The following is a 24,021-nucleotide window of genomic DNA, read 5'->3' as shown; positions in this document are numbered from 1 at the left end:
AGGAATATATGCACCTTCCATTACTTATAGAGGATTTATTAGATGAGTGTGAAATCCTGGCCCTGAATAAAGACTATAATGCATTAATAGAATACGTGGAGGAAAATTACAAAAGACTTGATGATCCTCTTTTAAATAATCCGGAGGTACATCAAAAACTACAAGCTCTTTATAGTTACATTGTTCAGATGAAAAAAATTCCCGAAACAAGGATTATAAAGAGGCTTGAAAATATTCCTGGAATGATAAACAGATTTCGAAAACAACATCTTGTATGGAAAGTATCAAAAAATGAGCTTTCAAAACCTTTAAACACTCCCATAAAGTATATCAAAGGTGTTGGTCCAAAAAGGGCAGTAAAACTGCAAAAACTCAACATAGAAATACTGGAAAATCTTATAAATTTTTTTCCAAGAGATTTCGAAGATCGTAGAAAAGTGATTCCCATTCCTTTATTAAGAGAGAACGAAAAAGTTACCACCGTTGGAAAGGTAATAAGTATTGAAAAGGTAAAAAAATCTGGCTTTTCAATAATAAGCGCAGTAATTTCTGATGGATTATACCAGATTCTTTTGAAATGGTTTAATCAGGATTATATGGAAAATCTCCTAAAGGTTCTTAAAAATAAAGAAGTATATGCCACTGGTCTGGTAAAAAAAGGATATTACGGTGCTCTTGAAATTCACAATCCTGATATAGAAGTAAATGATAATACAAAAAGAGAAATATTACCACTTTACCCTTTGACAGAAGGATTAAACCAAAAAACATTGAGAAATATTATAAGAGAAAATTTACCGTCCATATATTATTACGATGAAATACTTCCAGAAGAAATTAAAGAAAAACGCAAGTTAATAAGTATTTATGAAGCGTACACCGGTATGCATTTTCCAAAAAGTATGTACCATTTCAAACAATCGAGATTTAGATTAGCATACGAAGAAATTCTCACCTTACAAATAGCCTTTTTGCTCACAAAATTAAAAACAAAAGAGATTGGTGGAATTCCAAAAAGATTCGATGGAAAACTTTCAAAAAAATTTCTTCAATCACTTCCTTTCAAATTAACCTCAGCACAACAAAGAGTGTATAACGAAATAAAAAATGATTTAAAATCAGATAAACCTATGAATAGATTACTTCAAGGAGATGTGGGTTCTGGAAAAACAATAGTTGCAGAATTAGCTATTTTAGATAATTTTGAAGCAGGTTATCAGGCTGCTATAATGGCTCCTACGTCTATTTTAGCAATACAGCATTATAAAAAAATGTTTGAAGATCTATCAGCACTGGGACTAAGAATAGCTTTATTAATAGGTGCAACTTCCAGGCAGGAAAAAGAAAGAATAAAGAGTGGATTAAAGGATGGAACAATAAATGTAGTAATTGGAACTCACGCGCTTATACAGGAAGACGTTCATTTCAAAAATCTGGGGTTGGTTATAATAGATGAACAACACAGATTTGGAGTAAAACAAAGAGAAGAATTGATGAGTAAAGGTCATCTTGTTGATACTTTAGTAATGACTGCTACTCCCATTCCAAGGACTCTGTCTCTTGCACTTTATGGAGATTTAGACGTATCTATAATTGATGAAATGCCTCCAGGTAGAAAAACCATAAAAACTTTCCTGGTTCACCAGTCAAAACTCGACGAAGTTTACAATTTCGTCAAATCTGAAATAGAAAACGGGGGGCAGGCGTACATTGTCTACCCATTAATAGATGAATCTGATAAATTATCAGTTAAAGCTGCGACAACCATGTACGAACATCTATCAAAAAACATCTTTAATGGAATACCAATAGGACTTATTCATGGAAAATTAAGTGACTCTGAAAAAGATGAAATAATGTATCAATTCGCCAAAGGAAAACTCAAAATTCTTGTGTCTACAACTGTAATCGAAGTCGGAATTGATGTTCCAAATGCTACAATTATGGTGATAGAAAATGCCGAACGTTTTGGTCTTGCACAGTTACATCAGCTTAGAGGAAGAGTTGGTAGAGGTGAAAAACAATCGTATTGTTATTTAACTGTAGGAGATATTCCCAGAGAAACATGGGATAGGCTGAGTTTTTTCGCATCTACAAACGATGGTTTCAAAATTTCCGAGTATGATTTAAAATTAAGAGGTCCTGGAGAATTTCTCGGAATAAGGCAACATGGGCTTCCCGAATTTAGAGTGGCTGACATAATAAGAGATACTGATATAATGTTAATTGCAAGAGAAGACGCTGAAAAAATAGTCGAAACCCCTGAAAAGTATAAGCATATAATAGAAAAAGTAAGACAGCTTCACAAAGATCGTTTAAAGCTATTAGAAGTAGGATAACGAGGTGATAAATTGATTTTAAGAGCATCGTATGCAACTCTCGGATTAATGGGACTCTCTAAAAGCAAATTAAAAATGGAGACTGCATATCTTTTACTTGACGGAAAATGTGTTTACGATTGCCATTTTTGTACACATGCCAGAAATTCAAACTCGAAAAACAAATTTTTATCAAGAGTAACCTGGGGAGAGATCTCTTTTGATGATTTAAAATTACTACCAGAAAGTGTTAAACGTGTATGTATACAGGTTGTCAGTTACCCTGGATACAAAAATGATTTAAAGGAATTGCTTAATTTTTTAAGGAGCTATACAGTGTCACTTTCTGTTAGAACAACCACACTTCAGGAAATAAAAGAGTATTTTAATCTGGGGGTTGACAGTATAGGAATTTCTGTTGATGTTGTTAGTCCAGAACTTTTCAAAATAATAAGAGGTGGGGATCTAAAAAAAGTTATAAATTTATTGGAAGAAGCCGCTCAGCTCTATCCTGAAAAAATAACTACTCATGTTATAGTTGGATTGGGAGAAACTGATAAACAATTAATTGATTTTTTCTATTTTATGAAAAAACTGAATATAAATGTAGCATTATTTGCTTTTACTCCAATAAAAGGTACAAAACTTGAAAATTTAACCCCCCCTACAATGGAACGTTACAGAAAAATCCAACTTGCAAGATATCTAATTTATCATACTAAGACCAAAGAAAATACTTTCGAATTTGACAAAGAAGGAAATCTACACAAAATTCACGTAAAGCCATCAAAAGAATTATCAAAAGCATTTATGACTTCGGGATGCAGGCATTGTACACGACCATACTACAACGAAAGACCTGGAACAAATCTTTATAACTACCATATTTATAATGAGCATCTTGTTGAAGAATTAAAAAAAGTGTTAAGTGGGTGATTTTATGTTTTATTTTAAAGAAAGAAAAAAACACCCTCTTATTTTAAAAAATCCCGCTCTGTTAATAATCGATATGCAAAATTATTTTTTAGATCCTCATTCTCCTGCATATTTACATGGCGCAGAAAGAATTATTCCCAACATAAAAAAAATAGTATCACAAGCATTTGCTAAAGAAATTCCTGTGGTAATGACTGTTCACATTGGTGGAAATGAAAATATGAAAAACTGGTGGGGAAATATCGTTCAGGAAAATTGGGCAAATCCTTTTTTCAAAGAAAATAAAATAGAGTTGATTAAAAAAGATACTTACGACGCTTTTTGGCAGACAGATTTAGACCAAAAACTCAAGTCAAACAACATAAAAGATATTATAATAACCGGTGTAATGACTCATTTATGCTGTGAAACGACTGCAAGAAGTGCTTTTGTGCGTGGGTATAATGTTATTATGGTAGAAGATGCTTTGTGGGATAAAGATGAGTTTTACCATTTTTCATCACTTAAAAATCTTGCACACGGCTTTGCTACAATTTCGAAAACGGAGGAAGTTGTATGGCACATTTCACAGCTCCCAGGATAGGAATAGTAGGAGCCGGACCAGCTGGAATATCCGCTGGAATATTTTTAAAAAGGTACAATTTTAACGTTACTATTTTTGAAAAAAAAGCAATTGGAGGATTAATTTCAAACGCGTGGAGAGTTGAAAATATTCCAATTATGGAACCAGCAAGCGGAGAAACAATAGTAAATATGTTTAAAAAATACATAAGTCTTTACAATGTTCCTATAATTTTCGAAGAAGTTTTAAAAGTCACTGAAACCACAATAACAACAAATAAAAGCTCATATAAATTTGACGAAATAATAATTGCAAGCGGAACGAACCCCAAACGGATTCAGGAATTTGAGTTATGCGATAAAAAAATAGTGTATGAATTCAGAGATTTACCCGATAGTTTTGACAGCCTTGCAATATATGGAGCCGGGGATGTTGCGTTTGACGGGGCAATAAAAGCAAAACTTTCAGGAATAAGAGTACATATATTTAACAGAAGCAAGAAAATAAGAGCGCTTGAAAGGCTTGTGAGTCTTGCTTTGAAACTCGGTGTTGTGTATCATGAAGAAGAACCTATAATAGAAGTAACACGGGAAAATAATAACGTTATTTTAAAAACATCTAAAAATACTTACAAATTTAATTCTATGCTTATTGCAATAGGAAGAACTGGTAATACGGATTTTGTAAAAACTAAAAGCGTCTATGTCGTTGGTGATGCGGCACATCCAGAAATTCGTCAGGCTTCAATAGCAATCGGAGATGGCATTAAAATTGCTATGAAAATAATTCAAAAATATAAAAATATGAGTACATAGGAGGGTTTAAACAATGGAAATTCTAAAAAGATTCGGAAAAGATGAGATAGCGTACGTTTATCTTGGTAAAACTTCAAAGGGAAATATTATAGAGTTCGTTGAATCAATACAACCTCCCATTCCTCGAGAAGAAAAGTGGGTTCTGATTATATCTACGTTAAATGGATGTCCTATAGGTTGCCTAATGTGTGATGCCGGTGGTTTTTACAAAGGGAAATTAACAAAAGATGAAATAATGGAACAAATCCTGTTTCTAATTTCCAAAAGATACCCCACGTATAATGTCCCCGCAAAAAAGTTCAAAATACAATTTGCAAGAATGGGTGAACCGGCACTAAACATGGCAGTAATTGACGTTCTAAATGAATTACCTCATATTGTTAACGCTCCTGGGTTAATGCCTTCAATATCGACAATAGCTCCCATAGGAAGTGAAATGTTTTTTGAAATGTTGCTGGATATAAAAGAGAAGTATTACAGAGGAAAGTTTCAGCTTCAATTTTCAATACATTCCACAGACAATGAACAACGAGACAAAATAATTCCGGTAAAAAAATGGAATTTCAAACAAATAGCAAATTATGGTGAAAAATTTGTAAAAGATGGCGATAGAAAAGTTACTCTCAATTTTGCCCTGGCAAAAGAAAATATAGTTGAGCCTGAAATAATTTTTAAATATTTTGATCCAGATAAATTTTTAATCAAAATTACACCAATAAATCCTACCTACAGCTCTACTGAAAACGGTTTACACTCAGATATTGATATTACATCTAACAGCCCTATAATTCACAAAACTTTTGTTGAGAAATTACAATTAAAAAATTACGATGTGATTATAAGCATAGGTGAGCTTGAAGAAAATAAGATAGGTAGTAATTGCGGGCAATATGTTCAAAAGCACATTATGAAATCAGAAAAGTTAGTAGAAGGTTATCAACTGGTAACAAATTCGCTTAAAACATACCAGTGAAATTTATAGTGTAAAAAAATAATACTATTATGTTATAATCGTTAGCGGGAGGTGAGATAATGGGTGAAAACACACTTCTATGGATAGGGGTAGCAGTGGTTGCCGCGGCTCTTGTGGTAGGTGCTATTTTCTTTTTGATGCCACATGATAAGTTCATTACAGCACAGGGATACAGGATATGGAAAATCCCAAAAGAAGCAGAAAATGTAACCATCAATTATTCTCTTGAAACAAAAGTTGCACAACTTTACAAAGAGGGACGACTTTTCCTTTTTGAAGGCGTAAACGTCGGCGGTGGCGTGAATATGTCAATTGCAGAAAACGCTGCAAGAACGCAAGCTTTAGGAAAAATCGCAGAATTTTTAAATGCAAAAGTTGAAACTTTCAGAAAGGTTGTTGAAGGTCAACTTCAAAGTGTTCAAACAAACACATCCGATGAAGAAAAACAGCAAATTATTGAAACGGCAGTATCAGCTTACAAGGGTGTTACTCAGGTCACAGCAGAAGCTATAGTTAGTGGAGCGATGAAATACGCAAGCTGGGAAGTAAGAAAAGGAAATATTGTGGAATTTCATGTTCTATTCTTCTATGATCCTTCTAATCTACTCGCTATACTTGAATCTCAGGCAATGGTAAGCGATACAGTCAAAAAATTAGGCCAGCAAGGCGTAGACTTTTTCAAAGCACTTAATTCTGTTCTTGAAGAAGGTTCTAAAGGCACTCCTATGGAAAAATAGCTATTGATTGATCAATTAGAAAAAGTCGGGGATTTTCCCCGGCTTTATTTTCGTCTTTCTACAACCATTTTTTTCTTTTAAACCATATAAGAGTCAGGATAATGGTTCCCACAGACCATGTTATTATATGAAGATAGGCAAGAGGATTGTTCTGTAATGGCAAACCTACATTCATTCCGTAAAAACTCGTAATTATAGTTGGAATCTGCATAAGTATAGTAACAACTGTTAAAATTTTCATTACTATATTTAGATTGTTAGAGATTACAGAAGCGTAAGAATCCATCATACCAGCCAGAATATCACTGTATATATTTGAAACTTCTATTGCCTGCCTGTTTTCTATAATAGCATCTTCAAGCACATCTTTATCCTCTTCATATATTTGTAGTATGTTACCTCTCAACAATTTTTCCATCATTATCTCGTTCGAACGCAAAGAAGTTGTGAAATAAACGAGACTTTTTTCCAGATACATCATCTCTTCAAGTTCTTTATTTTTCATTGACCTATGCAATTCTTCTTCTATCATACCTATGGTTTTGTTTACCTCTTTAAGGTATCCAAGAAAAACCTTAGCATTGGTATAAAAAAGTTGAAAAATCATCCGGCTTCTCTTATTCAAGTCAAATTTGCTGGCGTCTATCATATGCTGAATAAACTCAATTTCATTTCGCATGGAAAATACTGTATAATTTGGACCAATGACTATTCCAAGAGAAACAGTTTTGTACGGAATTTTCGAGTCACCATTAAGTTTTCTTGGAATTTTTAAAATTAATAAAACGGTATCATCATCTATCTCTATACGAGCCCTTTCATCTTCATCCAATGAGTCATAAATGAAATCAGAGTCAAATTGTAAAAGGCTGGATAACATGTGGACCTCGTCTGCGGAAGGATCTACTACTTTAATCAACGCCCCTGGAACAAATTGTTTAACCTCAACAATTTTGTTCTCTTTCATTGTGTAAAATTTTACCATGTCTACTACCTCCTTTTTTAAATTTCACTATGGTGGTCTTGGTAAAGGATCATCGCTGTAACTACTAAAACTCTCACTGTTCATTACAATCTCACCTCCACAACAAAATTTATACACATCAAATTATTTCATCGAAAACAATTTTTCCCCTTTCAAATATTATAAGCTCTCCTTTTTTCATAGGAATGAAAAAATCATTAAGTTTCTCAGAAGAAACTACGCCTTTCTCAGAAAACCACATAGTATAATACACAGGATCCTCTTTGTAATCGCAGTATGCAAATAACTTTTTATCAAATGTCATCAAAAAGTTTATCCCGGTGTATTTATGACCTGCTCTGAATTTTTGAATATTTTGAATTAATTCTTTGATTGTTTCAAAATCTTTTATACTTACAAAGTAGTCAAAACTGTCACTTTTAAAAATATTCTGGCGATTTGCTGTGTATATTGTGCCATTATGACAGAAAGCCTTTCCTTTTTCATCAATAAATGGATGGAGTTGCAAATAAGTTATAGGAAAATTTGGAGAAGCTTTTCTTGCATGCATTATTCCTATTTCAAATTCAGGAAGACAAATCTTTAAATCAAAAATTGGTTTTTCCCATTTATGGTATAATATTTCATTTCCATTTACTGCAAATATTCCAGCTCCATGCGGATGTGGACTTTTTATTCCAAATTGAGCCATATCCTGAAGATTTTTGAATAAATCATTTACATTTTGTTTGTCCTTGAATGAAAAACCCAACATTCTACACATAGCATTCACTCTTATATTAAATTTTAATTATTTTAGCCTTCTTTTCTAAAGGCTCAATCAAAGCCACTGTTGAAACTCCTGTGAGCCATCCCGAAGATTCTCCAGGATTCACAATAAGAGCATCTCCTTCTTTTCTTTCAACAATTTCATGTGTATGACCAAAAAAGACAAAATCATAGATATTACTCTTTTCAATAGATTTTAAAGCGTATGGTTCATGCATCATCATTATTTTATAGTCTCCTATGGTTATTTCAAGTGGACCTGGTCTGATTCTTCCATTTGATTTTTGAAATAACAGTAGTTTCTCACCATCGTTATTTCCAAAAACACCGAAAAAATTCACACCATCTTTTACCAAATATGGCAAAACAAATGGAGCAACAAAATCTCCACAATGAAAAACTGTAGTTATTTTTTCTTTTTCAATAATCTTCTCTATCTCTTTCATTTTTAAGATATTATCATGGGAATCGGAAACAACAAGCCACATGATCCCCCTCCTGATATTATATTTTCCATTCTCCTTTTAAAAGTCCGTATATTATAATATTATAATATTTACCTTCGTGGTATTTACCTTCTCTGACAACACCCTCAACTACGAATCCAAGTTTTTCAAGAACTTTCTTAGAAGATACATTATAGTCATAAACTTCTGCAGTAAGTCGTCGCAAATTTAATTCTTTGAAAGCAAACTCTATCGCCTTTCTCAACATTTCTTTTCCTTTACCCATTCCTCTTTTCTCAGGTAAAAGATAGTAGGTAATGTAGGCATTTTTATTAAAATATCTCATATCAAAAGTTACAAATCCAATAACCTTTTCACTTTCAATAAAATTCAAAACAATTCTCCTCTGAGTTTTTAGGTACCTTGTCTCAGAAAAATATATCAAATCACTGGGTGCAATTTCCACTTTTTCATTTTCAGAAATTTCAAACAGCAAAATTGTCACCCCTTTCATTTTAATGTGTAAAACAGCTGTATTCCAACAGTGCTTTTTCCCATGCTTAACGTGAAAATTTCTTTTTCCATACAATAATACATATTAAACGCTGTAACAACATTAATCATCGTGTCAGCGACCAGCCCAAGTTTTATGGCACCTGACACCTGAACACCAAGAATATTAAAGTCGTTTGTTTTTATATAACGAAATCCTCCAGAAAAACCTATACCGGAGAAAGAAGCAAGGTTAAAAATATTGATTCTGTTTTCAAGTGGAAACATGGAAGCAAAACCTAAAAATGCATCTACTACACTATAAGTTGAAAAATCTACGTTAAAAAACGGATCCTCACTTTTTTTTCTGTACAAAAGCGATACATCGTATTCAAATGGTTTAAAAATCTTTTTTCCTTCAAAATTATAATCCACAACCAGAGAAAAATTAGGCTTTACCAAAGATTCTACATCGAAAAAATACGTAAAAAAAACTTCCAGTGAGTTTAGTACCTCATAAGAGTCCAAATTAAATGAATATCCAATCCCTGTAAAATATCCATACTTCAGTAAATTATTAAATTGATAACCAGTAATACCAGCTATTTCATCCTGTAAAAAGTTATAGTAAAATTTTCCGGCAAAAGAATGTTTAATCTCACGAATAGGCGAATAATTACCAACATTTATATCTTCGGCTATACCTATGGAAAAACTTGCTTCTAAAATTCCAAACTCGTATTTTCCTTCAAAAGTAGTAAACGAATCCGGAGAATATTTAAAATACGCTCCATAATCATACAAAGAAATATTATCTATTACCACATTGTTGGAAATTAACCCTACTTCAAAAACTGGATAATCTTTGAAATACAATGAATATTTCAGATTATAGGCGTTAATAGTATTAGTGGAACTAAGAGTTTCAAATTCGAAGTTTACGGAAAGCAAATAGTTATCAAACAAATCAGGATTTAAATCAAAAGGTAAAGCAAACTTTACAGGATAATAGTTGTTATGTCTTTCAATATCAAATGTTTTTTTATCCGGGTCAACACTTACCTGTAAAATATTCCTGTAATCTAAATACATGCTTTGGGTGGCAACAAAAGTTTCAGTTCCATCAGTCGTTTCAACAACAACTTTGACAGGGATATTTAGCCCGCCTAAATCTATATAAATTCCATTTTCAGTGTTATAAGCCTTAGCGTCAAACGGTTTTTGCGAATAAAAAAGCGAGTTAATCACGGCATCATCGACATCGGAAAAATAGGAAAGAAACTTTTTACTATTGCTAACACTGCCAACGTTTTCTAAATAATACCTCCGTAGTCTTTTAATCAAATTTTCTTTTCCTAAAAGCGTCTCAAGAGAGAACAAAGCTCTTTTGCCTTTTTGATAATCAAACGTTGCTCTAAAATTTGAAGGCGCTTTGTAACTTTCAGCAACAGAAATGTTTACGTTAGAACGATACGTGTTTAAAAGAACCAATTGATCATAATCGGAAAATGTTTTTGGTAGTAGACCATAAATATAATCTACAAAAACATCTGGAACATCCTGATTATAAAATGGATCTTCGTTATACATGTCAAACATACTAATATGTGCGATATAATCTGCTAAGCTTTCACTTAAATAATTGTCTTTTATAAAATCAACTGAAACTCCTACACCATACCAAAAATGGGCACTTTCATGGGCAATAACATAATACGAAGCAGGGTCAAGAACGCCTGGAATCCATAGATCTGACGTTGTAAAAAAACCATCTCCCAAAAGGAAAATTCCATCTGCTGCCATTCCCCATAAACCGGGATAATTACTCTGAATGACGTTTATCTCTTTATATCTCAATTTGCCTAAAAGTTTTTCGTGATGCGCAAGCACATTATTTAAAAATGCAGCGACTTTTGCCGCGTGTCCCTGTTGACCCTTTTTATAATAAACTATCAGATTATTCTCTTTGCTTTCCAATTTAAATATTTTAAACTTATCTTTTTTTAAAAATACTATAGGACAGGATGCATAAAAGCCATTAGAATAGTAATTTTCACCATTTTTCACTCCACCACCAACAAACATCCACTCATCCGGGTATCTGATACTTAATTTCCATTTATGCGGATAAAGAACTATACTATCTAATTTTTTAACGAGAAACGGGTACCATCCGAAACGCCAGACAAATATTTCATCATTCCCCGAGTTATCCGGCAAAAATTCATCTGAAAAATATGTATTAAATCGTATTACAACACCTTCTCCTCTGGAAGTTACCTTCAAAAGAGTATCTTTTTTATAATCTTTCGAACCAAGCCATGTTGATTCAGGTGTCTCTATTGAAAATTCCAGACTGTTGCCTGATTTATCTTTCACAGAAATTATTTCTATACGAGTCCCCTTATTTTTAAATAAACTATGAATATAAGGATTGTTTGAAGAATAGTTTGGCAGAAGGAAAAAATTGTAATCCCCTTCTGGAAGATTCATAGTTAAAGTTGCAGTAATTTCATAATTTTCTGGAACAAAAATAGCATCAAGAGAATATTCAAAGGAAAACAATAACACAGTTATCAATAAAAAAGCAATTAAAATTAACCTTTTCATTTTTATCTACTCCTTGCCTTCTGAACCAGATCATTTACGAGTTTGCTAATAGCATAAATTACTACCAAAAATTCTAATCTTCCCGTAAACATAGCAATAGTTAGAACCCACATTGCTCCAATAGGCATTGTAGGTGAAGTAATGCCTACAGATAATCCTACACCATTCATAGCAGAAGAAAACTCAAACATCGCTCCTGTAAGATTATAACCATAAGATGCAAGAATTATACTTCCAACAAAAAACGTAAAGAAATACATAGAAAAAACTAACAGAATTTCCTTTAAATCTCTATTATTAATATAATTTTTGTTTTGACCCTTCCATACGACCAATTTTGTTACAGTTCTTGAAGGAAGTAAAAATTCTTTTATTGAATGCAAAAAGGCTTTTATTGTAACCCAAATACGATACTGTTTAAGACCTCCAGCGGTAGAATCCATTCCACCCCCTGCGAGCATTAACGAGGTTAATATAAACATAGCAACTCCAAAATTCAACCACATGGGATTTGAAAGATCTACAGTTGAAAAACCTGTTCCTGTAAGTGCAGAAGTCGTCTGGAACACAGCTTCTCGAATTCCTTCAGAAAAGCTATCAAAAATCCTGCCCAAACCATTTAAAGCTATTACAATTGTGGTGATAAATATTGTAGAAAGCATTAACCACGGTTCTCCATTTTTAACAAGCGATTTAAAGTTACCACGCCACAGAGTATAATGAACCCCAAAACCTGTACCACCAAGAAACATAAGTATCATAGTTACTATTTCAACAGATAGATTTTTGTAATCGCCTATACTTCCATTCCGCACAGAAAAACCGCCTGTAGCTAATGCCGTTAAAGCATGATTAAAGGCATCAAATAGTGGCATACCAGCTATATCAAGGGCTATTATTCCAAATACCGCATACACTACATATATTAAAGCTATTATTTGAGCAGATCTTTTTATGTTAGGCGCAATATTATCGACACGACCTTCCGCATGATATAAACCGAATCCCTTAGGACCTATAACCGAACCCATCATAATTAACGCAAAACCCGCGCCACCTATGAATTGCATAATACTTCTCCAAAACAAAATAAGCCTGGAAACTTTTTCTACATCAGTAAACATCGTCAATCCAGTAGTAGTAAAACCACTTGTTGCTTCAAATATTGCCTGAGAAAAGGTAAGACCTTCTATAAAAATAAAAGGAAATGCTCCAAATAATATAACAAACAACCACGTAAAAAATACAATAACTGCACCTTCACGTACAGTAACAGTTGGAGAAGATTTCAGTTTCGACGCCTTCCATAAAAGAAATCCCATCACAAATGAAAAAACAGCCGGAAGTATAAAACCAAAAATATTTTTCATTTCTTCAGGATAAAAGGAGACAAAAAAAATTGGAGAAAGAAGAATTATGGGATAGAGCATCAATAGCAGTCCTAAGTTGTTCGATATTATACGGTATTGGACACTTAATTTCGGCATATCATTCCCCCGTAAGAATCCTTGCAATCTCAGTTTGAACAGTGGGTAAAGCCACTATAAACAATCGATCTCCTACATTTAATCTGGTATCACCTCTTGGAACTATTACTTCTCCCTTTCTGAGAATACCTCCTACCACACAATCGTGGGGTAATCCTATATCTTTTAACTCTTTACCGATTACCTTTGAATATTCAGGAATTTCTATCCTTAAAAACGCTAATTTTCCACCTTCGATAGACAAAAATTCTTCCAGTTCTTTACCAAACAACAGATTTTCTACTGCTTTTTGTAACATGGTTGTTGTACTAACAACAGAGGTAATACCAAGTTTTTGAAAAAGTTCAATATTATCTGGATTATTAACAAGTGTAACTATATTTTTCACGCCGAATATTTGCTTAGCAAGCTGTGTGATTATTAAATTTTCTTTATCTTTGTTAGTAAGAACAACTATTATATCATCTTCTTCTATATCGAGTTGCTCAAGTACTACCTTTTTACTCGCATCACCATTAACTACTACCGCTTTCAAATCACGAGCAAAATCCTCACATAAAACCGGGTCTTTATTTATAACATAAACTTTATATCCCTTACTGGAAAAGGATTTCGCCAAAAAATATGCTACTCTTTCGCCGCCTATAATAACCACTTTCATATTTTATCACCTGCTACTATATGAGTGAGTTCTCCTATTACAAGCAACGTAGGAGACACAACCTTAATACCTGATTCCTGGAATAACATTACATTATCAGGTTCATAAACCCTGGATATAACATTTTGAACAGCAAAATAATATTTGCATGCCATAGAAACAAGATAATTAGTATTATCATCGTCTGTGAGAACAAGCACAAGATCTGCTTTATCCACTTTCGCCTGGGCCAGAACATCTCGCTCAGTAGCATCTCCTAAGATTGTAAACCCGGTATATTCAACAGACAGATTCTCAAACGCATTTTCCACCTTATCAATTACCACTACGTTGTGTCCAGCAGTAGATGCCATACTTGCAATGTTAGCTCCAACACGTCCGCAACCAACTATAACTATATATAAAGATTGTATAGTTTTACCTATACCTATCATTGTTGCTTACCTTCTTTCTTATCGGCATACTTTGGGTCAAGAGCTTTAGCAGCGTTTAAGTGTTTCTGAGCGAGTTCATTGTTGCCTCGTTTTTTTAACAATTCGCACATTAAATAATGAGGAATTGGAGAGGAAGGCATGTATAAGAACATTTGCTTTATAAGTTTCTCCGCCCTATTCAAGTCATTATTTTTCAAACTTTCGTTTGCTTCTCTAAGAAATCTGTCAAAACTTTCTTTTGGTTTTTCCAGCAGTTCCTGAATTTTAGCAAAAAGTTCTTCTTTGGTGAAAGGTTTAGATAAAAAGTCAACATTTCCATATTTAAATGCCTCTGAAAGCACTTCAGGCTTTGCATAAGCGGAGATTATAAGAATTGGTACTGTTTCGCCAGAATTTCTCAACTCTCTTATAAGCTCTATTCCTGATTTTCCAGGAAGTTTAATATCAGTAGCAACCAGGTCATACTCGTTAGTTCTGAGAAGTTCAAAAGCCTCTTCGGCACTTACTATCGCTTCTACTTCAAAATTCTTTTCTTCAAGAAACTTCTCAACCAGCATTCTGATATTTCTCTCATCATCTACCACAAGAATCTTAGGCATGATAATCTCCTCCAAAATAAAACTCAAGGGGGAAATTCCCCCTTGGTTTATTATACCACTCTTGAAAGAATCTTGCCAAGTTCTATAAAACTTTCTTTTAAACTGGCGCCACCAACCAGGCCACCATCAATATCAGGTTGAATGATCAAACCAAAGAAATTTTCAGGTTTTATGCTGCCTCCATATAATATCCTTAGCTGTTCTGCAACTTCTTTAGAATACATATCAGATATTAAATTCCTTATGAAATGATGAACCTCCTGTGCCTGTTGCGGAGTAGCCACTTTTCCAGTACCTATCGCCCAGACAGGTTCATACGCTATCAAAACATTTTTCATACCTTCTGATGGAACATTTTTTAATCCTTTTTTTATTTGCATTTCAATTACTGCAAAAGTCAAATCTTGCTCTCTTTCCTCAAGTCTTTCTCCAACGCATAAAATAGGTGACATCTTATTTTCGATTGCCTTTAAAACCTTTTTGTTAATTACTTCATCAGTTTCACCAAATATATGTCTTCTTTCACTATGACCAATTATCACATATTCTATCTCCAACTCTTTTAACATTTTCCATGATATCTCTCCTGTGAACGCCCCAGAATCCTCATAATACATATTTTGTGCAGCGATTTTTATATTTGAATCCCTCAATATTTCGTAAACACCAGGTATAGACACAAATGGTGGCGCAACTATTACCTCATAATCGCTTACCCCTACAAACCCATTTAAAAGAACTCCTGCAAATTGCACAGCCTCGCTTAAAGTTTTATTCATTTTCCAATTACCCGCTAAAACCGGCTTTCTCATTTTTTTTTACTTGCTATTGAAACAATTCCAGGCAATTCTTTTCCTTCAAGAAATTCTAAAGAAGCTCCTCCACCGGTAGATACATGTGAAAACTCCCCTTTTATACCAAACTTTGCTACAGCAGCAGCGCTGTCTCCTCCACCAACTACTGTTATAGCTCCATTTTTCGTTTGATTTGCTATGGCAAGTGCTACTTCTTTAGTACCCACCGCAAAATCCTCTATTTCAAATACTCCCATAGGTCCGTTCCAGGCTATAGTTTTCGCTCCTGATAATTTCTCCTTGAAAATTTTTATAGATTCTGGACCTATATCAAGACCCATCCAACTTTCGGGTATACCATCATCAACTGAAAATACTTTTTTCTCTACACCTGCTTCAATTTTTTGTGCACATACCGCGTCTACTGGAAGTACAAGTTCTACACCTTCATTCTTAGCCATAGTGATAAGTTCGTTTGCAAGTTCAAGCTTATCTTCTTCCACTAAAGAAGATCCTACGTTTTTACCCATAGCTTTCAAAAATGTAAACATCATAGCTCCACCAATAAGTATTTTGTCTGCTTTTTTTATCAGATTTTTTATAACACCTATTTTGTCAGAAACTTTAACCCCGCCTAAAACAACAACATACGGTTTATCTGGATTCAACGCTGCTTTTGAAAGGAATTTTATTTCTTTTTCCATCAAAAAGCCCGCTACACTTGGTATATATTGGGCAATCCCAACGTTACTCGCATGTGCCCTGTGAGCTGTACCGAATGCATCATTGACATGTATATCAGCAAGTTCTGCCCATTTTCTGGCAAGCTCCGGATCGTTTTTTGTTTCGCCTTTATCAAATCTTGTGTTTTCAAGTAATATTACATCGCCATCATTTGCTTCCTGAATTATTTTTTTGACTTCCTCGCCATAAAGTGCGGGAACAAATTTAACTTCTTTCCCAAGTAGTTCCGACAGTTTCTCAGAAACAGGTTTCAGAGAGAATTCCGGTTTAGGCTCACCCTTAGGTCTACCAAGGTGGGATAATAAAATAACTTTTGCACCCTGCTCTACAGCGTATTTTATAGTTGGAAGTGCTTCAACAATCCTTGTAGTATCAGTAATAACCCCATCCTTAATTGGCACGTTAAAATCTACTCGCATAATAATTCTTTTCCCTTTAATATCAACATCTCTTATTGTAAGTTTGTCCATAACATTACACCTCCCCAAATTCGAAGAATGGGGGCAGCCTGCCCCCTTTCACTTTAAATCTTAAAAAAATCATAATTATAACAATTTTCTTACCATCTCAATTGTATCCACTACTCTACATGTATATCCGTACTCGTTATCATACCAGGAAAATACGTTGACAAGCTTTCCATCCATAACTTTTGTAAGTGTGGAATCAAAAATACCTGCATATGTAGTTCCAACAATATCACCGCTTACTATTGGAGCCTCGTTGTATCCTATTATACCTTTAAGTCTGCCTTCTGTTGCGTCTCTAACTACTTTATTAACTTCTTCTACTGTTGTTTCTTTTTCGACTATAACACTAAGAGCAGTTAATGAACCGTCTGGTGTTGGAACTCTCATTGCCATTCCGTCTAACTTACCCTTAAGCTCTGGTACTACCAAGGCTACTGCTTTTGCAGCACCGGTAGTAGTTGGAATAATGTTTATAGCAGCTGCCCTGGCTCTTCTTAAGTCTTTGTGAGGCAAATCCAGAATTCTCTGGTCATTTGTATAAGAATGCACTGTTATAAGATGCCCTGTAACTATACCAAATTCATCGTTAATAACCTTAGCTATAGCAGCAATTGAATTTGTGGTACAGGAAGCACATGAAATAATATTGTGTTCCGCTGTCAACTTTTCATCATTGCATCCAATAACAACCGTTATGTCTTCACCTTTTGCTGGTGCAGTGATGATAACCTTTTTAGCGCCAGCTTTTAAGTGTTTTTCCGCTCCTGCTCTATCTCTAAATTTACCAGTGGATTCTATAACAACATCCACACCCAAATCTTTCCAGGGAAGATTTTCTGGATCCTTTTCAGCAAAAACTTTTATTTCTTTGCCATCAATGACTATCCCGTTTTCAGTTGCCTTAACATCGTTTGGGAGAACCTTATGAACTGAATCATATTTGAAAAGATGTGCAAGAGTAGTAGAATCAGTTAAATCGTTAATAGCAACAACTTCAATGTCACTTTTGCGGCGTATAAGTTCCCTTAGTACAAGCCTTCCTATGCGTCCAAAACCGTTAATAGCTATTTTCATGCTTATCCCTCCTTTTAGAGTGTTCGTGAAAAATTTTACTATCTTTTTTTGACAACTACTAATTAAATTCCTTGAAATTTTGGTTACATATCACTATTCCTAAAACTTTACAAAATCAATTTCTTTTACAGGAAGAAACATAACCCCAACAGCTGTTTCTATAAGAAAATTACCAGACTCATATTTTAATATCTTTCCATAAATTTTTGCGCCATCTTTCATGTTAAAAACAACATTATATTTACTGTTTACTGGATAAATTATTGTTTCTATGAACTGTGTGGGAATTGAAATTATGCCTCTTTTAACAACAAAAGTAATAACATCTCCCAGACGAGAAGAAAAAGTCGCGTGAAAAATATTGTTATTTTTCAATTTTATCTCCAACTTAGTGACATTTCCAGGAAGAACAGAAGTATGCGTAGAAGAAGATATTTCAAATTCCGGTGACTCATAATTGGCATACTTTACAGCTGCTTTTTCAGAAAAAACAAAAGTTCCATTTGAAGAAAACAATATTGTCCCGCTTCTTCCATCAAACTTTGATAATACCCCTGGAACGTTGATCCATTCACCTTCATTGGGTTCTATCCACACTCCTGACACAGGAGTTGCAGAATCATCAAAATATATCTCCGAAACATAGTCCACATAAGATACTATTTGGCCAACAATTGATTTTACACTAACAATTTGAGAGCTTATTGTTAAAACATCTCCTTTTATCCTGCTCCCATCCCTTAAAACCACAGTCTCAGAAAAAATTACCGTCGAAAACATCAATATAAACCAAAAAACTAATGTTTTTTTCACAACAACTCCTCCTTGCCTTGCTTTTCAGGCTTTATTCTATCATACTGAGTCCTATTAAATCAAATCCAAATTTTAAGAAAACGTGTCAATAGATTAAAATCCCATATCCAATAATAGTTGATATAAATATCCGGATAATATACCACCAAGATATATAAAGCCTAAATAGAAAAGAATCGCTCTTTTTTTTAGTATTATTGACATACCCATTATAACCGGTATTCCCGTTGCTTTACCAGTTATCAGAAATGCCATTATCGCTCCCTCTCCAGCACCGGAATTCATAAATGATCTCATTAAAGGCAAAGATGCAGAGCCTGAAATATATAAAGGCAATCCAATTGTAGCTCCCAGAATTATAGAATAAGCTTTCTCTGCACTGAACAATGTCATAATCCATTCCTGAGGCACAATCATTTCAACAACCCTTCCTATAGCAATGAATAATATGAACAACAACAATATCTTTTTTATTCCAACAGTAATAAACCTTTCGACAAATTCGTCAATTTTATATTTTTTTATAAATGACCTGGATTTTGGCAAAATAATTTTTGTACAGCATAAACTATTCTGCTGACTATTTGTTGAAATTTCACCACAACAACTATTTTCCCCCCTTATTTTTGTGCGAAACTGTTCTTTAAAAAAAGTAGTTTTTCTATCGAGTATATGAGCTATAAATCCTGATGACAATCCTAAGAAAATTGATGATATAAGTACTGCAACCGCAAATTTAGTTCCAAAAAAAGCGGTCTGGAACATAAACTCTGAAGGACTCGTCAAAGGAGATGATACTAAAAATGCCATCACAGGTCCCCATGGCATGGCGGACGCAAACATAGCTAATATTACTGCCATCGTTCCACAAGCGCAAAGAGGTGTAAATGCACCAACCCCCACAGAACCTGGAATAGATAGTCTTGAATTTTTCGCCAAATATCCCCTTACTTTTTCTGGATCAAGATATACAACAATACCAACAGCTAATAATATACCTATCAATAGAATATACCAATCAGCCTTCAAGTAATAAAGAATTGTCATCAAAATATCATTAAAAAAAAGCATTTACCATTCCTCCTTTTTTACTGGTTTATGTTTAATATCAATCATTTATACAAATGATAAAAACTCAACAATAAAAACCGTAAACGTTAATATTTACATGTATATCACAAGACTATATATCGTGCATTTGCATATTACATAATTTGTATTATACAAATTTATTTCTAAAAAAATTAACAGCAATTTGGATTAGCTTTTTCAAAGGCATTCAATAACAAAGATACTGAACTTAAAACTTCTGTAACACGACCTTCCGGGAGATTTTTAATAATCTTTTTATAGAACTGATTGATACTATCTCTTAATTGTATAGCAGAAGATTTGCCTTTTTCTGTTAATTTGACTATAACAATTCTTCTGTCTTTTTCAGATCTTTCTCTCAATAAAAATTTATCTCTCACTAATTTATCCACAATTCTTGTCATGGTACTTGTATCCAGCTTCATTTTTTCACTAAGAGCATTCATAGTAAGACCAGAAGGATCAGATTTTAATAGTTCCAGCAAACAATAACACTGCGAAGTAGTAAATCCAAAAACCTTTATCTGATCTCTTTCAAATAACTGAAAAACTCTTACCAGTTTTTGTACCAACTCACCTATTTCATCAATACAGCAATTATCATCTATAACCTTTTCTTGATTTAATTGGCAACGTTTATCAGTAATTAACTCCTTTTTTTTATACAATCAATATCACCTCTTGCCTTAATTGTATTATACAATTATTGTATTGTCAAGCATTATAGTGAAAATTGAAATTTAAAAAACAATGACAAATCAAATATTTGCTCTGTTTTATTAGAAGGGGAAAAATAGGGTTTCTTTGTACTATCGTTGGCTTCAACCAATTCTAATTTGTTCCAGATTATTCCCGAAACAAAGTTTACACCTACTGAAACGAAATCAAAATATTTTTCCAGTTTCGTCCTGAAAAACAGACTTTTTTCGAGAAGTGGATCATTTAGTAAATTAAATCCCGGAGTATATGTATCACTTTCCGTCCAGGGATTAACAGGAGATTTTGTTCCAGAAATTACGTACTCTACATCTGAATAAAGATTTAAAAAAGGAAAATTCATTGAAAATTGACCTAAAAATGCCAGATTATTCTCTCCATATTTGTACCCAATATAGTTATCGAGATAATCTATTATGTACTCTTGCCCGTACTTTGTATACAATGTTTCTGTATAATAAGTGTACCCGTAATACAATGGCTCATTTTTTGTGTCAGATGGTTGAAACACATACTTGGTTGCCCCGGCATGGTATACACCAACAGAAAAAATTCCAAAGTCAAACTTCCCTCCCAGCGACCAGGCTATCTTATCGACAGTTGGATTGTCTGGATTAAAAAATCTATTTGCATTGAAATCATCCACAAGCATCTGAGCATATAAATATTTATCAAGAGTTTCGTATTTTATGAAAAAACCCATCATGGAATTATCATTCCAGCCTTCTGAAAATGGCCCCCATTCTCTTATATATTGTACAAAGAAGCTTGGCAGGGGATTAATAAAATAATCTACATCGAAAATTCTATTTACATATACAGAAGCTTCTTCATAACCAACAACAACATTCCCCAGCTTCATCGCATAATATTTAAAATTCATTCCTTTATCTAATAATGGCGAACTTTCATAAGACACAAGAATCCAGCGTGTTTCATATATAAACTTATCGTCCTGATACTTAAAAGAAACAGTTGGGGCACTATGTCCAAGAGAGGAAAGATAAAGTGAATACGGTGAATTAATTACATCATAATTTGAAAAGTTCCCTATTTTTATATTCATATTATTGTTTAAAGAAAATTCCACACCTGAATCTTTCATAATAAAATAGTAATTACCGTAATATCCTGGATAAAAAGGAGGATATTTATTATCGTTTGATAAATACATAGTCGCCCAGAACTGGAAATCTCTTGCAGAATACTCTATACCCACCTGAAACGCATTTGAAAATACTGTATCTGTTGAGAGAGTAAGCACATTTTGAGTATATTCCAGCGAAAAGTTCACCGCAAAAATGACAAAGAAATTCATAAACAGTATAACTATCGAAATGTTTTTTTTGTTCATTTTATCCCTCCCCCAATTTTTCTAAATGTTTGAGGTTTAAAAGCTTTTTTAAATAAATTCCCGTTATTTTTTTTATCTCACCCGGTTTTGGCACAAGTGAAATATGTATTGGTCCATGAGAAACTCTTTTCAACTCTAACACTTCACACCCGATACTTTTGAAAAGTCTTTTAACTTCGTGCTTTTTTCCTTCTGTCATAATAACTTTAACAATTGAATGATTTTTCCCGAGTTTTTTTATAAATGCTTTTTTACATTTTAAAAATTCACCTTCATTGTAAACACCTTTTTCAATTTTAAAAATAGAACTTTTTGATAATCTTTTTGAAACTTTTGCTATATAAACTTTCTCTACACCATATCTTGCATGAGTTAATATGTTTATTAAATCACCATCATTTGTAAGAATCAAGACACCACTGACATCTTTATCAAGTCGCCCCGCAGGTTTTACAGGTTCCTTGATTTTTGAAATAAGTTTAGATATTGTCATTTTTTCTTTTGGATCTTTTAGACTCGTTACATAACCAACAGGCTTGTGCAAAACATAGTACACATAGTTCTTTCTGTATTTTACTTTATGTGCTTTGCCTTCGATAAAAATTTCGTCATTTTCTTCCACATCATGCCAGGGAACCGTCACAGTTTTTCCATTCACTTTAACCTTTCCATTGAATATTTGTTTGTCAGCCGCCCTGCGAGAATATCCCAATTGCTGAAGAAATTTCTGAAGTTTAATAAAAATCACTCCCGGTGTTTAAAACATTATAAACGATATTTTTTATTTTAATTGTATCACAAACAAACATGATATAATTGGCTGAACTTGTTTTGAGCACGAGAAACAAAAATTTCTATGAACTTACCAAAATTTGTATCGAAAAGCTCGATACAGTATATTTTAGTTCATTTTACTATAGAGAGGAGAATATATATGGCGAAATTACTTTTTTCTTTTCTTCTTGTTTTTCATGGATTGATCCATTTAATAGGCTTTGCTAAAGCCTTTCAAATTGCAAAAATTTCTGAAATTACTCAAAATATTTCCAGACCTGTTGGTGTTTTGTGGTTAATATCTTTTTTACTCTTTATTACTACGGCAACACTGTTCTTGTTTAAAAATAACTTGTGGTGGCTATTAGCAATTCTTGCTGTTATACTTTCACAGACACTTGTTATTATGTACTGGCAAGACACTAAATATGGATCAATACCAAATATTATAATACTTGTTATTGCTATTATTGGATATGGAATCTGGAATTTTAACTCAACAACACAAAATGAATTAAAATCACTATTACCCTCTACAAACTATAAAACATTGTACATAACAAAAGAAACAATTAGCAAATTACCTCCAATAGTTCAAAAATGGCTGGAACGTTCTAACATAGTTGGTAAAAACTATATTAAATCTATTTACTTAGAACAGAAAGGCAAAATGCGAATCACTCCTGAGGGTAATTGGATGGATGTTACTGCAAAACAATGGTTCAATACAGAAAATCCTGGATTTATCTGGATAGCAAAGGTTAAAATGTTTCCAGGAGCATACTTTGCTGGTAGAGACAAATATGAGAATGGAAAAGGACACATGCTTATCAAATTACTTTACCTCATCCCTGTTGTAGATGAAAAAGGAAGAGAAATAGACCAGGGCACACTATTGAGGTATCTTGGAGAAATTGTGTGGTTTCCAACAGCTGCTTTAAGCAAATACATTAAATGGGAACAAATAGATAAGAAAATAGCAAAAGCTACTATAAGTCATGGTAAGATTACTGCTACGGGAATTTTTGAATTTAACGAAAATGGTGATTTAATTAGTTTCCAGGCCAGACGGTATTATAACAGAAAAGGAAAAAATACTTTAGAAAACTGGTACGTACGAATTGAGCCAGATAGTTATAAAGAGTTCGAAAATGTAAGAATTCCTACAGTATTTAGCGTCACATGGAAATTAAAAGAGGGCGATTTCACATGGTATAAATTTGAAGTTACAAACGTTAAATACAATTTGCCTCCCAAATAAACTTATCGAGGGTTAGCGAGGTTGGCGAAAAAGATCCCTCGTCACTTTGTTCCTCGGGATGACAAGAAGAAGGGTGTCATTCCGAACCCGAAGGGTGAGGAATCT

24 protein-coding genes are annotated in these 24,021 nt (G+C 33.5%); 7 read left to right on the top strand and 17 right to left on the bottom strand.

The features are described from left to right. Positions 1 to 8 precede the first annotated feature (8 nt). Genes recG through JYK00_RS07060 form a run of 6 tightly spaced genes read left to right on the top strand, consistent with a single transcriptional unit; the run spans position 9 to position 6,341 of the window. The gene (gene recG / locus JYK00_RS07085; protein WP_207567660.1) at positions 9 to 2,339 is read left to right on the top strand and encodes an ATP-dependent DNA helicase RecG; all 2,331 of its coding nucleotides are present in this window, start codon (positions 9 to 11) and stop codon (positions 2,337 to 2,339) included. A 12-nt stretch (positions 2,340 to 2,351) separates the two neighbouring features. Then, on the top strand, positions 2,352 to 3,254 hold the full coding sequence (locus tag JYK00_RS07080; protein WP_207566218.1) for a radical SAM protein: 903 nt from the start codon (positions 2,352 to 2,354) through the stop codon (positions 3,252 to 3,254). A gap of 4 nt (positions 3,255 to 3,258) precedes the next feature. Then, positions 3,259 to 3,837: an isochorismatase family protein gene (locus tag JYK00_RS07075; protein WP_207566217.1), complete on the top strand. Its 579-nt coding sequence runs from the start codon at positions 3,259 to 3,261 to the stop codon at positions 3,835 to 3,837. After that, a complete protein-coding gene (locus JYK00_RS07070) occupies positions 3,810 to 4,631 on the top strand; it encodes an NAD(P)/FAD-dependent oxidoreductase (protein WP_207566216.1) in 822 nt (273 codons plus the stop codon). Before JYK00_RS07075 ends, JYK00_RS07070 begins: the two co-directional genes overlap by 28 nt. 13 nt (positions 4,632 to 4,644) lie before the next feature. Next, positions 4,645 to 5,604, top strand: coding sequence for a radical SAM protein (locus tag JYK00_RS07065; RefSeq protein WP_207566215.1), 960 nt, complete (start codon positions 4,645 to 4,647; stop codon positions 5,602 to 5,604). A 59-nt stretch (positions 5,605 to 5,663) separates the two neighbouring features. Continuing rightward, complete coding sequence (locus JYK00_RS07060) at positions 5,664 to 6,341, top strand: hypothetical protein (protein WP_207566214.1); 678 nt, start codon at positions 5,664 to 5,666, stop codon at positions 6,339 to 6,341. A 58-nt stretch (positions 6,342 to 6,399) separates the two neighbouring features. On the opposite strand, the gene JYK00_RS07055 is transcribed toward JYK00_RS07060, so the two are convergent. The 17 genes from JYK00_RS07055 to JYK00_RS06975 form a co-directional block, all read right to left on the bottom strand. Continuing rightward, positions 6,400 to 7,326 (bottom strand): magnesium transporter CorA family protein, encoded by a 927-nt coding sequence (locus JYK00_RS07055; RefSeq protein ID WP_207566213.1) that lies wholly within the window; start codon positions 7,324 to 7,326, stop codon positions 6,400 to 6,402. Between the two features lie 118 nt (positions 7,327 to 7,444). Next, the gene (locus JYK00_RS07050) at positions 7,445 to 8,089 is read right to left on the bottom strand and encodes a class II glutamine amidotransferase (RefSeq protein WP_207566212.1); all 645 of its coding nucleotides are present in this window, start codon (positions 8,087 to 8,089) and stop codon (positions 7,445 to 7,447) included. Between the two features lie 16 nt (positions 8,090 to 8,105). Next, positions 8,106 to 8,582, bottom strand: coding sequence for a metallophosphoesterase (locus JYK00_RS07045; RefSeq protein ID WP_207566211.1), 477 nt, complete (start codon positions 8,580 to 8,582; stop codon positions 8,106 to 8,108). 16 nt (positions 8,583 to 8,598) lie between these two features. Next, positions 8,599 to 9,036: a GNAT family N-acetyltransferase gene (locus tag JYK00_RS07040; protein WP_207566210.1), complete on the bottom strand. Its 438-nt coding sequence runs from the start codon at positions 9,034 to 9,036 to the stop codon at positions 8,599 to 8,601. Between the two features lie 14 nt (positions 9,037 to 9,050). Then, a complete protein-coding gene (locus tag JYK00_RS07035; protein ID WP_207566209.1) occupies positions 9,051 to 11,642 on the bottom strand; it encodes a M1 family aminopeptidase in 2,592 nt (863 codons plus the stop codon). A gap of 2 nt (positions 11,643 to 11,644) precedes the next feature. Then, positions 11,645 to 13,129 (bottom strand): TrkH family potassium uptake protein, encoded by a 1,485-nt coding sequence (locus JYK00_RS07030; protein ID WP_207566208.1) that lies wholly within the window; start codon positions 13,127 to 13,129, stop codon positions 11,645 to 11,647. A gap of 1 nt (position 13,130) precedes the next feature. Further along, a complete protein-coding gene (locus tag JYK00_RS07025) occupies positions 13,131 to 13,790 on the bottom strand; it encodes a potassium channel family protein (protein ID WP_207566207.1) in 660 nt (219 codons plus the stop codon). Then, entirely contained in the window at positions 13,787 to 14,224 is a 438-nt protein-coding gene (locus JYK00_RS07020; protein ID WP_207566206.1) for a potassium channel family protein, read from the bottom strand. Before JYK00_RS07020 ends, JYK00_RS07025 begins: the two co-directional genes overlap by 4 nt. Beyond that, positions 14,221 to 14,823: a response regulator gene (locus JYK00_RS07015; RefSeq protein ID WP_207566205.1), complete on the bottom strand. Its 603-nt coding sequence runs from the start codon at positions 14,821 to 14,823 to the stop codon at positions 14,221 to 14,223. Before JYK00_RS07015 ends, JYK00_RS07020 begins: the two co-directional genes overlap by 4 nt. Before the next feature lie 50 nt (positions 14,824 to 14,873). Beyond that, positions 14,874 to 15,635: a triose-phosphate isomerase gene (gene tpiA, locus JYK00_RS07010; RefSeq protein WP_228288138.1), complete on the bottom strand. Its 762-nt coding sequence runs from the start codon at positions 15,633 to 15,635 to the stop codon at positions 14,874 to 14,876. Further along, a complete protein-coding gene (locus JYK00_RS07005) occupies positions 15,632 to 16,831 on the bottom strand; it encodes a phosphoglycerate kinase (RefSeq protein ID WP_207566203.1) in 1,200 nt (399 codons plus the stop codon). Before JYK00_RS07005 ends, tpiA begins: the two co-directional genes overlap by 4 nt. Before the next feature lie 75 nt (positions 16,832 to 16,906). Beyond that, entirely contained in the window at positions 16,907 to 17,905 is a 999-nt protein-coding gene (gap, locus tag JYK00_RS07000; RefSeq protein ID WP_212715425.1) for a type I glyceraldehyde-3-phosphate dehydrogenase, read from the bottom strand. A gap of 99 nt (positions 17,906 to 18,004) precedes the next feature. Continuing rightward, entirely contained in the window at positions 18,005 to 18,718 is a 714-nt protein-coding gene (locus tag JYK00_RS06995; RefSeq protein ID WP_207566202.1) for a hypothetical protein, read from the bottom strand. A gap of 93 nt (positions 18,719 to 18,811) precedes the next feature. Next, a complete protein-coding gene (locus JYK00_RS06990) occupies positions 18,812 to 19,789 on the bottom strand; it encodes a permease (protein WP_207566201.1) in 978 nt (325 codons plus the stop codon). A gap of 173 nt (positions 19,790 to 19,962) precedes the next feature. After that, positions 19,963 to 20,478, bottom strand: a complete 516-nt coding sequence (locus JYK00_RS06985; protein WP_207566200.1) for a MarR family winged helix-turn-helix transcriptional regulator — start codon at positions 20,476 to 20,478, stop codon at positions 19,963 to 19,965. A 53-nt stretch (positions 20,479 to 20,531) separates the two neighbouring features. Next, on the bottom strand, positions 20,532 to 21,881 hold the full coding sequence (locus JYK00_RS06980; RefSeq protein ID WP_228288137.1) for a hypothetical protein: 1,350 nt from the start codon (positions 21,879 to 21,881) through the stop codon (positions 20,532 to 20,534). 1 nt (position 21,882) lies between these two features. Next, entirely contained in the window at positions 21,883 to 22,629 is a 747-nt protein-coding gene (locus JYK00_RS06975; protein WP_207566199.1) for a pseudouridine synthase, read from the bottom strand. Between the two features lie 186 nt (positions 22,630 to 22,815). Here JYK00_RS06975 and JYK00_RS06970 point away from each other — a divergent pair, with 186 nt between their 5' ends. Next, positions 22,816 to 23,916 (top strand): DUF6544 family protein, encoded by a 1,101-nt coding sequence (locus tag JYK00_RS06970; RefSeq protein ID WP_207566198.1) that lies wholly within the window; start codon positions 22,816 to 22,818, stop codon positions 23,914 to 23,916. The last annotated feature ends 105 nt before the right edge of the window (positions 23,917 to 24,021 follow it).

This window comes from Thermosipho ferrireducens (assembly GCF_017358165.1).
Lineage (GTDB): Bacteria > Thermotogota > Thermotogae > Thermotogales > Fervidobacteriaceae > Thermosipho_B > Thermosipho_B ferrireducens.
Note: the sequence above shows the minus strand (reverse complement) of the source record. Positions and strands in the feature narration are given on the sequence as shown.